This is a genomic window from Thermoprotei archaeon, from assembly GCA_038881895.1.
Taxonomy (GTDB): domain Archaea; phylum Thermoproteota; class Thermoprotei; order Gearchaeales; family WAQG01; genus JAVZOV01.
Genome location: JAVZOV010000002.1, coordinates 352,869 through 369,629 on the forward strand (window position 1 = coordinate 352,869; position 16,761 = coordinate 369,629).

Annotated in this window: 29 protein-coding genes; 28 read left to right on the top strand and 1 reads right to left on the bottom strand. The window is 35.9% G+C overall.

What is annotated here, in order from left to right; all coding sequences use genetic code 11:
• Window positions 1–598 precede the first annotated feature (598 nt).
• Window positions 599–1,516, bottom strand: coding sequence for an MBL fold metallo-hydrolase (locus tag QW128_04890; protein MEM3832919.1), 918 nt, complete (start codon window positions 1,514–1,516; stop codon window positions 599–601).
• A 141-nt stretch (window positions 1,517–1,657) separates the two neighbouring features.
• Between QW128_04890 and QW128_04895 the strand changes: the two genes are divergently transcribed.
• The 28 genes from QW128_04895 to QW128_05030 all read left to right on the top strand — a co-directional run bounded on the left by QW128_04895 (window position 1,658) and on the right by QW128_05030 (window position 16,760).
• Entirely contained in the window at window positions 1,658–2,659 is a 1,002-nt protein-coding gene (locus QW128_04895) for a 50S ribosomal protein L3 (GenBank protein MEM3832920.1), read from the top strand.
• Between the two features lie 5 nt (window positions 2,660–2,664).
• Window positions 2,665–3,486: a 50S ribosomal protein L4 gene (gene rpl4p / locus QW128_04900; protein ID MEM3832921.1), complete on the top strand. Its 822-nt coding sequence runs from the start codon at window positions 2,665–2,667 to the stop codon at window positions 3,484–3,486.
• Window positions 3,487–3,738 carry a 50S ribosomal protein L23 gene (locus QW128_04905; protein ID MEM3832922.1) on the top strand — a complete coding sequence of 84 codons (252 nt, stop codon included), beginning with the start codon at window positions 3,487–3,489 and terminating at the stop codon, window positions 3,736–3,738. It begins immediately after the preceding gene.
• Between the two features lie 10 nt (window positions 3,739–3,748).
• Window positions 3,749–4,474, top strand: a complete 726-nt coding sequence (locus QW128_04910) for a 50S ribosomal protein L2 (GenBank protein ID MEM3832923.1) — start codon at window positions 3,749–3,751, stop codon at window positions 4,472–4,474.
• A 61-nt stretch (window positions 4,475–4,535) separates the two neighbouring features.
• Window positions 4,536–4,931: a 30S ribosomal protein S19 gene (locus tag QW128_04915; GenBank protein MEM3832924.1), complete on the top strand. Its 396-nt coding sequence runs from the start codon at window positions 4,536–4,538 to the stop codon at window positions 4,929–4,931.
• A 9-nt stretch (window positions 4,932–4,940) separates the two neighbouring features.
• Window positions 4,941–5,405, top strand: coding sequence for a 50S ribosomal protein L22 (locus QW128_04920; GenBank protein ID MEM3832925.1), 465 nt, complete (start codon window positions 4,941–4,943; stop codon window positions 5,403–5,405).
• Between the two features lies 1 nt (window position 5,406).
• Entirely contained in the window at window positions 5,407–6,072 is a 666-nt protein-coding gene (locus QW128_04925; GenBank protein MEM3832926.1) for a 30S ribosomal protein S3, read from the top strand.
• Window positions 6,041–6,322 (top strand): 50S ribosomal protein L29, encoded by a 282-nt coding sequence (gene rpmC / locus QW128_04930; GenBank protein ID MEM3832927.1) that lies wholly within the window; start codon window positions 6,041–6,043, stop codon window positions 6,320–6,322. The genes QW128_04925 and rpmC overlap by 32 nt, the downstream gene beginning before the upstream one ends.
• Window positions 6,319–6,582, top strand: coding sequence for a ribonuclease P protein subunit (locus tag QW128_04935; protein ID MEM3832928.1), 264 nt, complete (start codon window positions 6,319–6,321; stop codon window positions 6,580–6,582). The genes rpmC and QW128_04935 overlap by 4 nt, the downstream gene beginning before the upstream one ends.
• Complete coding sequence (locus QW128_04940) at window positions 6,573–6,911, top strand: 30S ribosomal protein S17 (GenBank protein ID MEM3832929.1); 339 nt, start codon at window positions 6,573–6,575, stop codon at window positions 6,909–6,911. The genes QW128_04935 and QW128_04940 overlap by 10 nt, the downstream gene beginning before the upstream one ends.
• A 63-nt stretch (window positions 6,912–6,974) precedes the next feature.
• Window positions 6,975–7,403, top strand: coding sequence for a 50S ribosomal protein L14 (locus QW128_04945; GenBank protein ID MEM3832930.1), 429 nt, complete (start codon window positions 6,975–6,977; stop codon window positions 7,401–7,403).
• Between the two features lie 10 nt (window positions 7,404–7,413).
• Window positions 7,414–7,809, top strand: coding sequence for a 50S ribosomal protein L24 (gene rplX, locus QW128_04950; protein ID MEM3832931.1), 396 nt, complete (start codon window positions 7,414–7,416; stop codon window positions 7,807–7,809).
• Window positions 7,806–8,561 (top strand): 30S ribosomal protein S4e, encoded by a 756-nt coding sequence (locus QW128_04955; GenBank protein ID MEM3832932.1) that lies wholly within the window; start codon window positions 7,806–7,808, stop codon window positions 8,559–8,561. The genes rplX and QW128_04955 overlap by 4 nt, the downstream gene beginning before the upstream one ends.
• Window positions 8,533–9,051 (top strand): 50S ribosomal protein L5, encoded by a 519-nt coding sequence (locus tag QW128_04960; protein MEM3832933.1) that lies wholly within the window; start codon window positions 8,533–8,535, stop codon window positions 9,049–9,051. Before QW128_04955 ends, QW128_04960 begins: the two co-directional genes overlap by 29 nt.
• Window positions 9,052–9,062: 11 nt before the next feature.
• Window positions 9,063–9,227 (top strand): 30S ribosomal protein S14, encoded by a 165-nt coding sequence (locus QW128_04965; GenBank protein ID MEM3832934.1) that lies wholly within the window; start codon window positions 9,063–9,065, stop codon window positions 9,225–9,227.
• A 57-nt stretch (window positions 9,228–9,284) separates the two neighbouring features.
• Window positions 9,285–9,677 (top strand): 30S ribosomal protein S8, encoded by a 393-nt coding sequence (locus QW128_04970; GenBank protein ID MEM3832935.1) that lies wholly within the window; start codon window positions 9,285–9,287, stop codon window positions 9,675–9,677.
• Complete coding sequence (locus tag QW128_04975; protein ID MEM3832936.1) at window positions 9,667–10,236, top strand: 50S ribosomal protein L6; 570 nt, start codon at window positions 9,667–9,669, stop codon at window positions 10,234–10,236. The genes QW128_04970 and QW128_04975 overlap by 11 nt, the downstream gene beginning before the upstream one ends.
• Entirely contained in the window at window positions 10,233–10,625 is a 393-nt protein-coding gene (locus QW128_04980) for a 50S ribosomal protein L32e (protein MEM3832937.1), read from the top strand. Before QW128_04975 ends, QW128_04980 begins: the two co-directional genes overlap by 4 nt.
• On the top strand, window positions 10,622–11,074 hold the full coding sequence (locus tag QW128_04985) for a 50S ribosomal protein L19e (GenBank protein ID MEM3832938.1): 453 nt from the start codon (window positions 10,622–10,624) through the stop codon (window positions 11,072–11,074). Before QW128_04980 ends, QW128_04985 begins: the two co-directional genes overlap by 4 nt.
• A 4-nt stretch (window positions 11,075–11,078) precedes the next feature.
• Entirely contained in the window at window positions 11,079–11,687 is a 609-nt protein-coding gene (locus tag QW128_04990) for a 50S ribosomal protein L18 (protein MEM3832939.1), read from the top strand.
• Window positions 11,687–12,307 carry a 30S ribosomal protein S5 gene (locus QW128_04995; GenBank protein MEM3832940.1) on the top strand — a complete coding sequence of 207 codons (621 nt, stop codon included), beginning with the start codon at window positions 11,687–11,689 and terminating at the stop codon, window positions 12,305–12,307. Before QW128_04990 ends, QW128_04995 begins: the two co-directional genes overlap by 1 nt.
• 6 nt (window positions 12,308–12,313) lie before the next feature.
• Window positions 12,314–12,781, top strand: coding sequence for a 50S ribosomal protein L30 (locus QW128_05000; GenBank protein ID MEM3832941.1), 468 nt, complete (start codon window positions 12,314–12,316; stop codon window positions 12,779–12,781).
• A 109-nt stretch (window positions 12,782–12,890) separates the two neighbouring features.
• Window positions 12,891–13,334 carry an uL15 family ribosomal protein gene (locus QW128_05005; protein MEM3832942.1) on the top strand — a complete coding sequence of 148 codons (444 nt, stop codon included), beginning with the start codon at window positions 12,891–12,893 and terminating at the stop codon, window positions 13,332–13,334.
• A gap of 14 nt (window positions 13,335–13,348) precedes the next feature.
• Window positions 13,349–14,797 (top strand): preprotein translocase subunit SecY, encoded by a 1,449-nt coding sequence (gene secY / locus QW128_05010; GenBank protein ID MEM3832943.1) that lies wholly within the window; start codon window positions 13,349–13,351, stop codon window positions 14,795–14,797.
• 5 nt (window positions 14,798–14,802) lie between these two features.
• Window positions 14,803–15,297 (top strand): EMC3/TMCO1 family protein, encoded by a 495-nt coding sequence (locus QW128_05015; GenBank protein MEM3832944.1) that lies wholly within the window; start codon window positions 14,803–14,805, stop codon window positions 15,295–15,297.
• A 10-nt stretch (window positions 15,298–15,307) separates the two neighbouring features.
• On the top strand, window positions 15,308–15,574 hold the full coding sequence (locus tag QW128_05020) for a 50S ribosomal protein L34e (GenBank protein MEM3832945.1): 267 nt from the start codon (window positions 15,308–15,310) through the stop codon (window positions 15,572–15,574).
• A gap of 10 nt (window positions 15,575–15,584) precedes the next feature.
• Window positions 15,585–16,130: an AAA family ATPase gene (locus QW128_05025; protein MEM3832946.1), complete on the top strand. Its 546-nt coding sequence runs from the start codon at window positions 15,585–15,587 to the stop codon at window positions 16,128–16,130.
• Window positions 16,131–16,481: 351 nt separating this feature from the next.
• Window positions 16,482–16,760 carry a 50S ribosomal protein L14e gene (locus tag QW128_05030; GenBank protein MEM3832947.1) on the top strand — a complete coding sequence of 93 codons (279 nt, stop codon included), beginning with the start codon at window positions 16,482–16,484 and terminating at the stop codon, window positions 16,758–16,760.
• Window position 16,761 lies beyond the last annotated feature (1 nt).

A 16,761-nucleotide genomic window follows, 5' to 3' on the forward strand; every position in this document is an offset into this window, starting at 1 on the left:
CTAAATTATGTGGTTTTTGATGGACGTACGTAGCTTTTCCCTCTCGATTTTTTCATCGAGGCGCTTAGAAAACTAGAATTTTTGTTTTGTGATAAATAGACAACGCTTAAACATGCCAAATCTTAGGAAAACAGGAGGCACTCAAGGATTATCTACAATAGGAACTTGAATGCATACGTACATAGCTTACAGAATAATAAGATCTACGGGATGGAAGAACTGAAGAGTTCTTCAAACCAGTAGATAAAGAATAGTTGACACTCTCCACGGCTAAAGCCGGGAGATTCTCGGTTCCTCAGGCTTAAGCCTTCATCGTACTGAGTTCTGGGCTGTGTCAAGGCAGCCCCTGCCATGAGCATGTAATTCATAGCCCGCTTGCTGGAATCATCCCCCACCAGTCTTGGATGGAAGCCTTATTCCAGCTTTCGGACGTCCCCACCATCTCCTTGAGCGGGTCGCTCGCATGTGGATGAATGGAGGGATATAAACTTAACGGCAATTCATCTCCACGACTGAAGTCGGAAGCCTTCTCGCCGAAAGAATAGGTAAAAAGCTTACTGAATACTGAAAACCTTCTTAGTCATGAGGTGGCTCATTTTCATTCAGATTTCTTTGAAATACGATCGAGATAATTATATACTCCCATGACTGTTATTGCTATCGAACCTATAGCATAAATTGGTGTTCTCTTATTAGTAACCTCTTTACTAACTTCAGTTGATAAGAAAGATACTATATCATTCTGTGTTGATCCTTGTGAACGCATTTCACTAATCAATCTTAACCATTCGTTCATCCTGTCCCTATTTTTCTTAAATATATGTTCATCGTTCTCAATAACACCAAAATGTGGTATCAATATAAGTTTTGGTTTAAAGGATTCTAACACATCAATGCTCTTTAAAGCTAGGTTAAGGTCAAAACTCGGAGGGGGCATTGTAGGTATTAAGGCTGGGAAATGAGGATATATAATGCCTAATGCATCACCTGAAAACAGAATTTTTCTTGTTTCATCAACTACAGATATATGATGTGGCGCATGACCTGGTGTATAAATTAATCGCAGTTCAGTATTGTTTCCTAAATTTAAAAATAATTCATCTTTTACTGCTTCTACACGATCTTGTTCAACAGGTTCTGGAGTTCCGTATATTTTCATTAATTCTTCGCCATATACTGAGGTAGCGCTTTGTATTAACTTTGAAGGATCTATTATATGCCTTACAGCACGTTCATGAGCTATGATTTTAGCATTTTTCATATGTTTCGCAAGTGCTCCGACCGCTCCAGCATGATCTAAATGAACATGAGTGGGTATTATATAATCGACACACTTGAGGTCTATATTAAGCATCTGAAGACTCTTTATAACATTAATATAAGATGATGCGTATCCAACATCAATTAACGCAATCTTAGACCCTTTTACTAAATAAGATGCAATAGTTTTCTCAAAATTTGCTCCTAAAGTATCTATTAAATAAACATTCTCAACTACTTTAGATACTAATGACATTTTTATTCTAGTATTAGGTAATAAAGCAAAATTATAAAGTTTTCACATATCTTAAGTCTTTAAAACTCAAAGTGTTCATGCAATACTTTGTTAAAAGATATATAGAAGCCTTTCATTTCTTCTCTGTTGAGGGGTTGAGTTGTGGGCCGAAGGATTCATGAACCGCGGAGGGGGTCGCACGGATTTTATCCTAGAGTCAGGGCTAGCTCTCTTATACCTAGAATTAGAACGTGGCCTAAAGTAATTGGATCCCCCCGTTTATTAGGTTTTCCAGTTTATAAGGTTGGTATGGGTTATGTTATTAAAACCGAAACTTATCAAATGAGCCCTTATCATGGCAGAGATATTGCTAAACCTGTCACATTTCTCGAAGCACCACCGATATTTATTGCAGGAATTCGTGTATATGGAGAGAATAACGGGGCACTCAGGTCACTAACAGAAGTTTATGCAGAAAAACTTCCAGATAAACTATTTAGATTGATCAGTAGAAGAAAGAAAGAGACAAATACCGATGAAAAAATAAAAGAATTATATGAGAATATTGACAAGATTAAAGAGATACGAGTAATAGCAATAACACAACCATACAAAACAACAATTGGTAAAAAAACACCAGAATTACTAGAAATCGGAGTAAGCGGAGGAAATAACATTAAAGAACAATTAGATTTTATAAAGAATCTCCTAGGAAAAGAGATTAATATAAAAGATGTGTTCAGTAGTGGGCAGTTAGTAGATATTATTGGTGTCACAAAAGGTAAAGGCTTTCAAGGTGTTATAAAAAGATTTGGAGTGAAAGAATTGATCAAGTGGCATAAACACCGTAAAGGTTCTAGAAAAGTAGGAGCAATAAGTCCTCAGCATCCCTCAATGGTTCGCACAGTGCCTAGACCCGGACAAATGGGATTTCATAGAAGAACAGAATACAACAAACGTATTATAGAGATCGATAATGATCCTTCAAAGGTTAATCCATCATCAGGATTTAAATATTATGGCATTATAAGAAATAGTTACGTAATAATTGAAGGTAGCACACCTGGACCAGCAAAACGTATACTTATGTTAAGATACCCAGTAAGATCAAAACCAAGCTTATTGCAAATTCCACAAAAAGTAGTTCAAATCATCGGAGGATGAAATGAATGTCGACGTCAAGAGTAAAAGTTTTATCATTAAAGGGAGACACAATTGAGGAACTTAAAACAATACCAGAAGTCTTCACAATACCATATAGGCCAGACTTAATAAAAAGAGCTTTCCTTTCTGCATTAACGGCTTCTAGACAAGCACAAGGAAGAGATTCAATGGCTGGTAAAAGAACGACAGCTGAAAGTTGGGGTGTTGGGTATGGTATAGCCAGGGTTCCGAGAGTTAAAGGTAGTGGATACCCCGAGGCGAACGCAGGAGCCTTTGCTCCAATGACTGTTGGAGGATATAGAACAAAGGGTCCAAAAGTTGAAAAAGTAATTAGAGAACGAATCAATAAAAAGGAAAGACGCTTAGCTATAGCTTCAGCCATTGCAGCCACAGCAGAACTTAAAATCGTAGAATCACGGGGTCACATAATACCAAGAAACATTGAATTACCAATAGTGATAGATAATGACATAGAAAATATTAGTAAAACTTCTGAGTTAGTCAACGTCCTTAAGACTCTTAACTTGTACGGTGATGTAAGCAGAGCTAAGGATGGAGTTAAAACCAGAGCAGGTAAAGGTAAAATGAGAGGAAGACGGTATAAAAAAAGAAAAAGCCTCCTGATAGTCGTTAATAAAAGTGAAAATATCATGAAAGCAGCACGAAATCTACCCGGGGTCGATGTAGTGAATGTTAGAAGATTAAGCATACTTGATCTAGCTCCTGGCGGCAGAGCTGGCCGCCTTACAATTTGGAGTAAATCTGCATTTAATGAACTCATGAACTTCAAACTACAACATGCTTACATTGGATTGGGGGTGTCATAAATGGGAGTAATACTTTATCCGGTTCTTACTGAAGCCGCAATAGCTAAACTTGAAAAAGAAAACAGGTTCACATTTGTAGTAGATCTAAAAGCAAATAAGACACAAATAAAAGAAGAAGTCGAGAAACTATATGGTGTAAAAGTTGAAAATGTAAAGACATTAATAACACCACGGGGAATCAAAAAAGCTTACGTAAGATTATCAGAGGAATATTCAGCCATAGAATTAGCTACGAAATTAGGACTCTTATAAGGTGGTAAAAATGGGTAAACGTCTTCTCGCACAAAGAAGAGGAAGAGGAGTTTCACAATGGCGTGCACCAGATTGGAGAAAAATTGCACCAGCACGATATCCCCAAGACCTAATCAATCTAATAAACAATGGTAAAACAATCATAGCGACAGTTAAAAACTTAATTCCCGAAAGCGGACGAAATACACCATTAGCAGAAATCGTCTACAATGATGAAGTGTTCTACGTACCTAGCGTTGAAGGATTATCAAAAGGACAAACAATAATGATAGGTACAGAAGCATCAACATCAGTAGGCAATATAGTACCATTAGGATCTATTAGTGAAGGAACAATAATAAGTAACGTCGAGCGAAGGCCAGGTGATGGAGGTGCAATAGCTAGATCAGCAGGTGCCTATGCAGTTTTACTCTCACAAACAGAAAAAGGAGCAATAATACAATTTCCATCTGGGAAAACTATGGAACTAAATAAAAACTGCCTAGCAACAATTGGTGTAATAGCAGGTGGTGGTAAAACTGAAAAACCAAAACTAAAGGCAGGTGTAAACTACAAAATAATGAGAGTTAATAAGAAGAAGTGGCCAAAAGTAAGAGGAAAAGCAATGTATGCAGCCTCACACCCACATGGTGGTGGAGCACATCCAACAGGTGGTAGGCCAGTAAAAAAGATTGCCCCGCCAGGCCGGAAAGTCGGATTTTACGGATCAAAGAGAACTGGACGAAGAAAAAGGTAGAGGTGATCAAATTTCTCCCAAAAACTTTTATTTACCAATTATATATTAAGGGGTGAATAGCATGCCTAAAGAATTTATGTATAGGGGATACACTATAGAACAACTCCGTAACATGACGATGGATGAGTTAGTCCAAATTTTCCCAGCCAGAATTAGAAGAAGCTTAAAACGAAATCTTTTGGCAAGAGATGCAGTATTACTAGAAAAAATTAGGAAAGCTACAAGAAGTGATTTAAAAAAGCCTATAAAAACGCACTACAGGGAAATGATTATATTACCAGAAATGGTTGGATTAACTATTCACGTGTATAATGGTAAAGAATTTGTGCCTGTAGAAATTAAACCTGAGATGATAGGTCACAGGTTAGGAGAATTTGTTCATACATGTAAGAAAGTAACGCATGGAGAACCAGGTTTGAGAGCCACTCGGTCATCCATGTACGTACCGCTCAAATAGGTGTTCATTATGCCATCGTGGGGGTATTCAATAACAAAACTGGACCCGGAAAGAAGCGCAATAGCCAGTGGTAGAGACATGCCAATTTCGTTTAAAGATGCTGTAGAAATATGTAAAAACATTAAAGGACTTGATGTAGAGAGCGCTAAAAAGTTTCTCGAAGATGTAATATCAATGAAAAGAATGGTATCAATAAAGCGTTATAAGAAGAAACTACCACATCACTCTCTACAAGGATGGTATACAGGACGTTATCCAGTTAAAGCATCAAAATACATTCTGGATGTAGTAAAACAACTTGAAGCAAACGCAGAATATAAGGGTTTAGATACTTCGAGATTAAAAATTATTCACGCCGCAGCACAAAAAGGCATGGTAATAAAGAAATACATTCAAAGAGCCTATGGACGTTCAACACCATATTTTAGACAAACCGTGCATGTAGAACTGGCAGCCGTTGAGGTGATAAAATAACATGTCGTCAGTAAAAGGTACTACAACAAAAAAGCAATTTCTTTTAGAATCATCAAAGCGTATGGAGGTTATTCAGTACTTAAAGTCAACATTAAAGCGAGCAAGAATTGGAAACATAGAAATCCAAAGCACACCATTAGGATCTATGGTAATTATAGAGGCTGAGCGACCAGCCTTAATAATAGGAAGACATGGTTTAAAAATAAAAGAAATCGCAAAAACCTTAGAGGAAAAATTCGGCCTACTGAATCCCCAAATAAACGTTAGTGAAATACAAAATCCAGCATTAAATCCAGCACTTATAGCAGAACACATAGCATCAGCATTGGAACGAGGTATACACTTTAGACGTGCAGCAAACATAGCACTAAGGCAAATAATGGATGCAGGAGCTAGAGGTGCGGAAATAATTATAACAGGAAAATTAGTTAGCGAAAGATCGCGTCGTGAAAAATTCAGAGCAGGGGTATTATTAAAAGCTGGACAATACTCCATGGAGGAAGTAAGGACAGCGGTCACATCAGTATTACTTAAACCAGGAATTGTTGGAATACAGGTTAACATATTACCTCCCGTTGAATTACCTGAGGACACCCTACGCAAATTCGAGCTTATAGAAGCAAAGGTGGTAAGTAATGAAAGCTCAGGAGATCAGAAAGCTCAGTGATGAAGAATTAAACAAGAGACTTAATGAAATATCTGCTGAACTAGTAAAACTTAGAGGATTATACACTGCAGGAAGACCACCAAAAAATGTAATGTACCTAAGAAGCTTAAGAAAAGATTACGCAAGAATTTTAACAATACTACGGGAACGTCAACTCGGAATAACTAAAAAAGAAAAAGCCAAAGAAAAACCAAAAGGTAGTACGGAGAAAAAAGAGAAAAAGACTGATAGTGAGGTGAATAAAAATTGAGAATTAAACCAAAAAATATTATTGCTCATGAATTAATAGGTCTTAAAGTCAAAATTTATGATATGCATCATAAATATTTAGGTTCAGGAATCATTATTGATGAAACACGAAACCTTATAAAAGTTGTGACTAATAACTCAATAAAGAATTTTTTAAAAAATTCTTGCTTCTTTCATTTTATTCTTCCTGATAAAAAAACCGTTAAAATCAACGGCCAAGATCTTATTGGTAGACCGGAGGAGAGATTAAAATGGTTGTAGGACCAGGAAAAAAGATCTTTGGAATAGAACCTCCTCCTAATACATGCAATGATCCTAATTGTCCATATCATGGATCAATAAAAGTTAGAGGATTAATAACTGAGGGTATCATAGTAAAAACACGAGCGCAAAGGACAGTCGTTGTTGAGCGAGAAGTAATAAATTACGTGCCCAAATACATGCGTTATATAAGATCAAGAAGTAGAATGCATGCTCATGTCCCAGAATGTATGAACGTAAAAGAAGGGGATAAGGTTATCATAGGAGAAACTAGGCCAATAGCTAAAACCGTTTCCTTTGTAGTCTTAAAAAACTTCTCAGTGAGATGATAAGTATGCGCACAATTTTATATTCCAGTTTTATTTCTCATGTTCAGTATATAGGTGAACTAAATGGCTAAAAGAGGAGCAAAGGGTCCAACAGGAATCACGTATAAGCCTAATATAACTAGAGGATTACCTGTAGGCTCAATTGTTAACGTAGCCGATAATAGTGGTGTCTATTTAGGATTAATCATATCAGTTAAAGGTATGAAAACTCGACTAAGACGATTACCAGCAGCAGCTGTAGGTGATGTAGTAAAAATTGCAGCAAAGAAGACTAAACCAGGATTAAAAGGGCAAATCTTTGATGCAGTAATAATAAGACAGCGAAAGTCATACAGAAGACCAGACGGCACGTGGATACAATTCGAGGATAATGCAGCTGTAATAGTAACACCAGAAGGTGATGTGAAAGGTACTGAAATTAGAGGACCTGTTGCACGTGAAGCAGCAGAAAGATGGCCTAAAATTGCTGGTCTAGCAACAATGATCATATGAGGTGTATCCTATGCAAAGTGTGAAACCTGGAAATCAGCGAAAATCGATTTTTTCAGCTTCTTTACATAAAAGAAATAAATTGCTTCATGCACACTTAAGTAAAGAACTACGTAATAAATATCGTAGAAGAAGCATTAGAGTTAGAACAGGTGATAACGTAATTGTAATAAGAGGAGATTCAAAGGGTCATGAAGGAAAAGTCGTTCGTGTAGATGCTGAACGTGGATTTGTGTACATAGAAGGACTAACTATGAAAGATTCAAGAGGCAGAACCACATTAAGGCCTATTCATGCATCAAAAGTTATAGTCACAAAATTGGATCTAAGCGATGAGAAAAGAAGAACCAAATTAGAAGCTTTATCGAAAGTAACAATTAGTAATGTTCAAGCTGGTGAACAACCATGACAGGTCATTTAAAACGTGAAGCAGCACCATTTTACTGGCCGATATTAAGAAAAGAATATACATGGACCATAAGACCATCACCAGGGCCTCATCCATCTAAATTCTCAATACCGCTTCTATTAATAGTACGCGATATGCTTAAGTATGCTGAGACTTACAAAGAATCAAAAAAGATTATAAAAAGAGGGCTTATTAAAATAGATAGTAAAGTGAGACGTGATGAATCGTTTCCTGTTGGATTAATGGATATAGTAGAACTTATGCCCACAGGTGAAATATACAGAGTGCTACCTTATTCACGATATCCGTTAACGCTTGTGAAAATACCTGACACTGAAAAAGATATAAAAATAGGTAAGGTCATCAACAAACAACGTATAAAACATGGAAAAATACAAATTACATTACATGATGGAAGGAATATCCTTATTGACCAGTCTAGCACTGATATTCCTAATACTTATGATTCCTTAGTAATTAAATTATCTACTAACGAAATAATCCAACGCATACCATTAGCACTTGGATCTTATGGATTGGCTTATGCAGGTAGGTCAGTATCAAAACATGGCAAGATCATAGAAATCAGACACTTAATGCCTAAATATCGTTCAATATCTGTCCTTGATATAGGTGATGGTAAATCTCTCTCCGTTGGTATAAAGAATTTAATTCTTATTGGTATCGATTCACCTATTATAAAATTACCAAAAGGTGATTCAGATGTCGTTACAGGCAAATCCCATGAATAGGGTTAGACTAGGAGCAGTTACTATAAATATAGCAGTTGGTGAATCAGGCGAAAGATTATTGAAAGCAACAAAGGTTTTAGAGGAATTAACAGGTCAAAAACCAGCATTAAGGCCCGCAAAGAAAACAATAAAAGGTTTTGGTATTAGGAAAGGTGAACCAATAGCATGTATAGTAACATTGAGAGGACAACGTGCTAAAGAATTTCTTGATAAGACACTCAACGTAATAAATAGAAAAATACCACTTTCTAGTTTTTCAAAAACAGGAGTTTTTTCATTTGGTATTAAAGAACACATAGAAATACCAGACGCAAAATATAATCCTGCATTAGGAATTTTCGGCATGAATGTTTGTGTTACCCTTGAGAAACCAGGTTATAGGGTCAGTAAAAGAAGACGTGCTAAATCAAAAGTTGGTAGAAAACAACGTGTGACACCAGAAGAGGCTGCATCATTCATGAAAGAAAATTTTTCTGTTGAGATTATTTAAGGTGATTACTAATGGGTAAATACCGTCCTCCTAAGGTTAAAAAATTCGGGAAGGGTTCACGACAATGTAAGATTTGTGGTACTCATGAGGCGGTAATACAGAAATACGGATTAATGATCTGCAGACGCTGCTTTAGGGAAGTAGCTCCACTCATGGGTTTCAAGAAATACGAGTAACTAAGCTTTATAAGTAACCATGTCCTCATATCATAAGAATAAATCTAGGTGTTCACAATGGTGGTAAAAAATACATTGGCAAACACCCTATCAACATTGTATAACAATGAGCTACGAGGTAATAGAGAATGTACAATATATCCTGCTTCAAAATTTGTTGCTAGAGTGCTTCAAGTTATGCAACGCAACGGATACATAGGGGTATTTGAACTTATTGATGATAACAGAGGTGGTAAGTTTAAAGTTCAATTGCTCGGTCGTATTAACAAATGCGGAATTGTCTCTCCCCGCATCTCAGTAAAACATAATGAAATTGAAAAATTCGAAGTTAATTATCTTCCATCAAGAGACATAGGTATTATAATTATATCAACACCGCAGGGCATTATGACACATAAAGAGGCTAAAGAGAAAGGTATTGGAGGGGTGCTGGTGGCATATGTCTATTAGTACAAATATAACAGAATTCGTAAAAATCCATAGCATGAAAATTAAATTACCAGAAAACATAACTGCAGAAATTAATGATAAAAAAGTACGAATAAATGGACCGTTAGGATCTATAGAGAAAGATTTTTCACATGCTAAAGTTTCAATTGAGCTCTCAAATAATACCATAAATGTTTATAAGTTTATACGAAAAAAACGTGATATTTCAATAGTGAACACAATAGCTTCAAAAATAAAGAATATGATAACAGGTGTAACTCGTGGATATATTTATAAACTTAAAATAGCATATTCACATTTTCCAATTAATGTGAAAATGCACGGTAATTATGTGTTAATCGAAAACTTTATAGGAGAAAGAGCGCCTCGGAAAGCACGAATCATAGGAAACGTGAAAATCGATGTAAAAGGAGATGAAATAATAGTAAGCGGAATAGACCTTGATGAAGTGAGTCAAACAGCTGCAAACATACAACAAGCAACTAAGATTAGAAAGAGAGATCCAAGAAAGTTCCTTGATGGTATATATATAAGTATTAGAGGTGAGCACATAAAATGAAAGTGCACAAACATTTAGCGAAACTGCGAGCAAAATACAAAAGAGATCTACTTAAATTTTATAGAAGCCCAGACGCTTGGAAAGTTAAAAGATTAATCGATTCTTCATGGAGAAAACCAAAAGGACAAGATAATAAAATCAGGCTTGAGATCAAAGGATACACACCTAGAGTAAAAATAGGTTATAGAAATATGAAAAAGATTAGAAGTATTCACCCATCAGGTTATATTGAAGTTTTAGTACATAGAAAGGAAGATTTGGTAGGACTCCAACCAGATAAACATGTAGTAAGAATCGCTGCAACAGTAGGAAAATTTAAAAGACTGAGCATTATAGAAGAAGCTAACAAATTAGGACTGCGTGTATTAAATCCAGGTGGTGCTAAATGAGTCTTGATCATATAAAAGAATTAGCAGCACGAGAATTAGGCGTTGGTAAAAGCAGAATATGGTTAGATCCGGATGAATTTGATACGCTATCTTCCGTAATATCGAGAGAAGAAATTAGGGCTTTAATAAAGAGCGGTGTTATACAAATAAAACAGAAAAAAGGTATAAGTAGAGGAAGAACAAGAATAAGAAAAGCTAAAAAAGCAAAGGGGCTTAGAAAAGGCCCTGGTAGTAGAAAAGGTCATAAAGCAAACATCGAAAAAAGATTATGGTCTACACGGACCAGAACACTTCGATCATACTTAACAGATCTTAAAGATAAAAAATTAATCGATGTAAAAACCTATAGATTGCTCAGAAGTTACATCAAAAGTGGCATGTTTAAAAGCAAATCCCAACTTAAAGCTTATCTCTTAGAACATGATTTGCTAAAAAGAAAAATAAGGTGATCATATGGTAGTAGGACCCCACTATAGAGTACCGTTCAGAAGAAGACGAGAAGGTAAAACTAATTATAGGAAGAGGCTGGGTCTTATAAAATCTGAGAAACCGAGATTCGTAGTAAGAATTACAAACAAACATATAATAGCCCAACTTATACAGGCTTTTCCAGACCATGACAAAGTGATCATATCATCTTCCTCAAAAGAGCTCCTTAAACGCTTTGGTTGGAAAGGAGATGAAAATAACTTGCCAGCATCGTATCTTGTAGGATTAATATGCGGTTATAAAGCGTTAGCAAAAGGCGTAAAGACCGCAGTACCAGACATTGGTTTATACACTCCCACAAAAGGAGCTAAAGTATTTGCCATACTAATGGGAGCTAGAGATGCTGGTTTAGAAATACCTACAGGAGAAGAGGTCCTACCAAGTGAAGAAAGATTAAAAGGTGAACACATAGCTAAGTATGCTTTACTATTAAAAGAAAAAGATCCTCAACGTTATGAGAAACATTTTTCAAGATACATAATTCGTGGATTAAAACCTGAAGATCTACCACAACATTTCGAAGAAACAAAGAAAATTATTATTAAGGAGTTTAGTAATGCTAAAGAGGGTTGATAAAAGTGTCTGCAAACATTGAAGAGTGGGCACCAAAAACAAAGCTTGGTCAAATGGTTAAAGATGGTAAAATAACAAGACTTGAAGAAATATTTGAAAATAATCTAAAAATTAAAGAACCAGAAATTGTAGCAACACTATTACCCAACTTAAAACACGAAGTAATAACGGTAAACTATGTTCAACGACAAACAGATGCTGGAGAAATAGGTAGCTTCAGGGTACTTGTAGTAGTCGGTGATGAAAACGGACATTTAGGCATAGGAATAGGTAAATCAAGACAAATGAGAATAGCCATTAACAAAGCCTTTAATAATGCATTACTAAACACAGTACCCGTGTTAAGGGGATGTGGTAGCTGGGAATGCTCATGCACAAGACCACACAGTGTTCCATTCAAAGTTACAGGCAAGAGTGGGAGTGTTAAGATAGCAATTTATCCAGCTCCAAGAGGATTAGGATTGGTTGCAGGCGAAATAGTTAAATTAGTAATGTCAATGGCTGGAATACAAGATGCATGGACAAGATCTAGCGGTGAGACACGAACAACATTAAATCTTGCATTAGCAACCTATAACGCATTAAAATCAACATACAAATTTAACATAATGCGAGGCTGAATAATGATGGGATTATTAGCGATTATACGAATAAGAGGAACTGTTAATATGAACAGTAAAGAGGAAACCGCGTTAAAAATTTTGAGATTGCATAAAAGAAACCACACTACACTAGTTAGCAACACACCGCAAATGATAGGAATACTCAAGACAGCGTGGAAATATATAACATGGGGTGAGATAGATAAAACAACATTACAACTTCTGCTCATTAAACGAGGAAGAAAAGTGGGTAATAAACCCCTTACAGAGAACGATATAAAGAGTATAGGGTTTAACGGATTTGAAGATTTAGCACAAGCACTTTTAGAAGGAAAAGTAAAACTCAAAGATCTAAAAATAATAAAACCAGTGTTTAGACTGCACCCACCTAGGAAAGGTTTTAAGAGATCAGTAAAAAAGATGTATACTGACGGAGGAGAACTAGGTTACAGAGGATCTAAAATAAACGAACTTCTCTTACGCATGATATAACATTCATTTATAACTGAGAGTATAACTGAGCTGAGTTTCGTTTTAAGTGGAGAATAAGTTAATTTATAAGTAAGGTTGTTATAAAAATAAATTAAAGTGGTGTAGAATTGTGAGCATAAGAAGAGAAAAAAAGATTCGAAAAATGAGAGGATCACGCACTCACGGATGGGGAATACAAGGCCAACATAGGAGATCCGGTAGAAAAGGTGGTAGAGGAAAAGCTGGAAGAAAAAGCGGAAAACATAAATGGTCATGGGTTCTAAAATACCAGCCAGACTACTTTGGAAAACACGGTTTTCATCCAATCCCTAAAGGTATAGCCAGAACAATAAATGTTGGAGAATTAGACGAATTAGTCGAAATATTGGTTAACAAAGGACTAGCTATTAAATCCGAAAAAGGTATTGAAATTGACCTTACAAAATTAGGAATTAACAAAATGCTAGGGTCAGGAAAAGTTACAAAACCTCTAATCATTAAAGGAGTTGAGGATGCAAGCAAATTAGCCGAAGAAAAAATAATAGCTGCAGGTGGAACTATAATAAAAGAATAAGGAGGGTCAAATAATTGGGAGCTCTACAAATTTTAGATCCCATAATCAAACGATTACCAGAGGTAGCAAAACCTAGCAGACCAGTAAGTTTTAAAGGAAAGTTGGCATGGACAACAATAGTCCTTACAGTTTACCTAGTAATGGGACAAATACCATTGTATCCCTTAAACTATTCTACAAATCCAGCATTTCAAGGGCCACAAATTGCATTAATGAGTATAGTATTTGCATCGAAAATCGGCACTCTAATGCAATTAGGTGTAGGCCCAATAGTGACTGCAGGATTAATTATGCAGTTGCTAGTAGGCTCAAAACTCATTAACATGGATTTAACTGATCCCACACAAAAAGCCTTATTCACAGGAGCCCAAAAGCTCTTGGCAATAGTATTTGCTGCATTTGAAGCAACAGCTTATATTTTTGGAGGGTTCTTTGGCGCAGCCCCCTCAGGTTATTCATATCCACTTTTTGCTACACTTATTTTCACACAACTCTTTATCGCCGGTATATTAGTAATATATCTGGATGAAATCCTTGAGAAGGGTTGGGGTTTTGGGAGTGCAGTTAGTCTCTTTATATTAGCTGGAATAACGCAGCAGATTTTCAGCGAATTATTAAATCCAATATCTGTTGGTGATGGTCTTGCTTATGGCATTCTCTGGGCATTAGGATCTAGTATATCAAATAGTACAGCACTTCACTATATTATCATACGCGGTGGATCATGGCCGTCAATTGTAGGATTAATAACTACAATTATAGTTTTAATAATAGTAACTTATGCGACCGGAGCAAGAGTTGAAATCCCAATAGCCTATGCTAGATATGGTGGAATGAGAACAAAAATACCGCTCCAATTTCTTTATGTGTCTAACATACCTATAATACTTGCGTCAGCACTAAACGCAAATATCATATTCTTCTCACAATTTTTATGGAGAATGTATAATCCAGGAAATAGTAACCCAATACTCAATCTGTTTTTCCAATTCACATACGCACCAAATGCAACACAACCAACACCATCAGGAGGCCTTATATATTATATGACACCACCAAGAGGACTTATTAACGCTGTATCAGATCCGTTGCATGCTGTTGGATATGTTGTTATATTGGCATTATTATCTATAATATTTGCAATAGCATGGGTAAATACATCTGGTATGGATGCGCACAGTCAAGCCGAAAACCTAGTTCGTTCTGGAATACAAATACCAGGGTTCAGATCAAGTGTACAAGTTATTGAAAGCATGTTAAACCGCTATATACCAACCCTCACATGGTTCAGCGGTCTCATAGTAGGATTATTAGCAGCTTTCGCTGATATACTCGGAGCCTTAGGTACTGGAATGGGAATATTACTTGCAGTAGGTATTATAAACCAGTTCTATCAAATACTAGCAGCACAAAGATTAGAGGAAGAATATCCCGCAGTGGCTAGAATATTAGGATTAAGGTGATCTTTATGTATCCTTTAATACTTGAAAGCGTTTCTGATTATATTAAAGGCATCTTAGGAATATGGGCGCACCCACCATTAGCATCAATAATAGTGCTTTTACTTGCTACATTAATACCATTGATATCATACTCGATAACCAGAATGGTCGTAGGGGACATAAATAAATACAAACTGCTTCAAAGAGAAATCATGTCTCTCAATAGAGAGATACAAGAAGAATTAAGAAAAGTTAGGGATCCTAAATTAATCCCAAAAAAGAAAATGGAACGATTAAATGAATTACAAGCCAAAGTATTTAAATATTCCATGATGAACATGATCATCATGTTACCAATCTTCTGGATAATATGGATAATATTTTCAAATATATTTGGCGTTGAACCAATGGTATACTTCCCGCTTCTTAACGCAGTTCTTCCGTTCTATTGGTGGTACATGATCTGTGCATTTGGAATAGGAGCAATCATTTATAAGTTACTTGGTTTACAACCACCATAGGTGAAACACCTTGCCCAGGCCAGCGTTAAGAACACATTCAAGAGCAAAGGTTAAAGTAAGAACTCCAAGTGGAAAAACTTCACTACACGTTAGACCAAGAAACACTGAGAAAGCTCGATGTATAATTTGTAATAAACCTTTACACGGAACACATGTCAGTTTAAAAGCTAGAAAAATGGCCTTAAGCGAGAAAAGGCCTAGCAGACCTTATGGCGGATATATTTGCTCAACGTGTTTAAGTAATCTGATTTCTGCCAAAGTAAGAGCATCTTACTGAGGTCTTAACGATGCAGCCATTAGTTATTGCAGTTAGCGGGCCTCCAGGTTCGGGAAAATCAACCTATGCACAAACTATAGCTTATAAATTTAACTTAAAATATTTTTCTGCAGGAGCAATCTTCAGACAAATCGCTAAAGAAATGAGCGTAACATTCGCAGAATTGCATCAGATTGCTATGTCAAATTTTGACATTGATAAAAGAGTTGATGAGACAGTAATTAGTGAAGCAAAGAAAGGAAACATTGTTATAGATTCTCACTTGGGTGCATGGTTACTAAAAGACATCGCTGATATTAAAATATACGTTACGGCACCATTAGAGATTAGGATCGCAAGAATTAGTAAAAGGGATAATATAAGCATAGAAGATGCGAAAAAAATAGTAAAACATCGAGAAGAAATAAATGCAAAACGTTTTAAGATGTTCTATAACATTGATATAAATGATCTATCTATCTTCGATCTAATGATAAATACCGCACTATGGAATGAAGAATTCATAGCATCAACATTGATAAGTGCTATAAAAAATCTAAACAAAATAAGAGCATAGTTTTTATTTAGAATTTTACATAAAATTCGACAGGAAGGCTTACTGTTTTAACCGTGGGATGAATTGTTGGAAAGCTTAAATACGTTATCAGAACTATATAGTTTTTCAACGAGCCACTCCCAAGCAGACTATGGGTTATATATCCATGCAGAGGGCTGGTTGTGCAAATCCCAGAACTCAGTACGATGAAACCTCAAGCAGAGCAACAGAGAACCCCCATTTCAGTAGTGGAGCATGCCAAATCTCAGATCATTTTAGTGTGGTTTAACTATATTACATAAGTAAAATTGATTTTATTGAGGGTAAATTTATAAACATGATTAAGTTGTTGATTTAAGTTAGGTGAGAAAAATGCCTATAATAAATGTAGGATCAATCTGTGTAAAAAATAGAGGAAGAGAGGCTGGTCGAAAGTGCGTAGTAATAGATATAATAGATGAAAACTTTGTTTACATTACTGGTCCAAAAAGTCTTACAGGTGTAAGGAGAAGAAAAGCTAACGTAAAACATTTAGAAGTTACGCAATTGAAAATAGATATAAAAAGAAGAGCTACTGATGAAGAAGTACTAAAAGCATTAGAATCGGCAAAATTAATTGATGAAATGAAAACTCCTATTAAGGTTGGTTAAT

Bases quoted from the DNA above. Each gene is read 5' to 3' on its own strand.
- QW128_05000 (MEM3832941.1), top strand. From the start codon at position 12,314: ATGGGATTATTAGCGATTATACGAATAAGAGGAACTGTTAATATGAAC.
- QW128_04945 (MEM3832930.1), top strand. From the start codon at position 6,975: ATGGCTAAAAGAGGAGCAAAGGGTCCAACAGGAATCACGTATAAGCCT.
- QW128_04990 (MEM3832939.1), top strand. From the start codon at position 11,079: ATGGTAGTAGGACCCCACTATAGAGTACCGTTCAGAAGAAGACGAGAA.
- QW128_04910 (MEM3832923.1), top strand. From the start codon at position 3,749: ATGGGTAAACGTCTTCTCGCACAAAGAAGAGGAAGAGGAGTTTCACAA.
- QW128_04980 (MEM3832937.1), top strand. From the start codon at position 10,233: ATGAAAGTGCACAAACATTTAGCGAAACTGCGAGCAAAATACAAAAGA.
- QW128_04925 (MEM3832926.1), top strand. From the start codon at position 5,407: ATGTCGTCAGTAAAAGGTACTACAACAAAAAAGCAATTTCTTTTAGAA.
- QW128_04905 (MEM3832922.1), top strand. From the start codon at position 3,487: ATGGGAGTAATACTTTATCCGGTTCTTACTGAAGCCGCAATAGCTAAA.
- QW128_04975 (MEM3832936.1), top strand. From the start codon at position 9,667: ATGTCTATTAGTACAAATATAACAGAATTCGTAAAAATCCATAGCATG.
- QW128_04920 (MEM3832925.1), top strand. From the start codon at position 4,941: ATGCCATCGTGGGGGTATTCAATAACAAAACTGGACCCGGAAAGAAGC.
- QW128_05015 (MEM3832944.1), top strand. From the start codon at position 14,803: ATGTATCCTTTAATACTTGAAAGCGTTTCTGATTATATTAAAGGCATC.
- rplX (MEM3832931.1), top strand. From the start codon at position 7,414: ATGCAAAGTGTGAAACCTGGAAATCAGCGAAAATCGATTTTTTCAGCT.
- rpmC (MEM3832927.1), top strand. From the start codon at position 6,041: ATGAAAGCTCAGGAGATCAGAAAGCTCAGTGATGAAGAATTAAACAAG.
- QW128_05030 (MEM3832947.1), top strand. From the start codon at position 16,482: ATGCCTATAATAAATGTAGGATCAATCTGTGTAAAAAATAGAGGAAGA.
- QW128_05025 (MEM3832946.1), top strand. From the start codon at position 15,585: ATGCAGCCATTAGTTATTGCAGTTAGCGGGCCTCCAGGTTCGGGAAAA.
- QW128_04960 (MEM3832933.1), top strand. From the start codon at position 8,533: ATGTCGTTACAGGCAAATCCCATGAATAGGGTTAGACTAGGAGCAGTT.
- QW128_04985 (MEM3832938.1), top strand. From the start codon at position 10,622: ATGAGTCTTGATCATATAAAAGAATTAGCAGCACGAGAATTAGGCGTT.
- QW128_04955 (MEM3832932.1), top strand. From the start codon at position 7,806: ATGACAGGTCATTTAAAACGTGAAGCAGCACCATTTTACTGGCCGATA.
- rpl4p (MEM3832921.1), top strand. From the start codon at position 2,665: ATGTCGACGTCAAGAGTAAAAGTTTTATCATTAAAGGGAGACACAATT.
- QW128_04970 (MEM3832935.1), top strand. From the start codon at position 9,285: ATGGTGGTAAAAAATACATTGGCAAACACCCTATCAACATTGTATAAC.
- QW128_04940 (MEM3832929.1), top strand. From the start codon at position 6,573: ATGGTTGTAGGACCAGGAAAAAAGATCTTTGGAATAGAACCTCCTCCT.
- QW128_04915 (MEM3832924.1), top strand. From the start codon at position 4,536: ATGCCTAAAGAATTTATGTATAGGGGATACACTATAGAACAACTCCGT.
- QW128_04890 (MEM3832919.1), bottom strand. From the start codon at position 1,516: ATGTCATTAGTATCTAAAGTAGTTGAGAATGTTTATTTAATAGATACT.
- QW128_04965 (MEM3832934.1), top strand. From the start codon at position 9,063: ATGGGTAAATACCGTCCTCCTAAGGTTAAAAAATTCGGGAAGGGTTCA.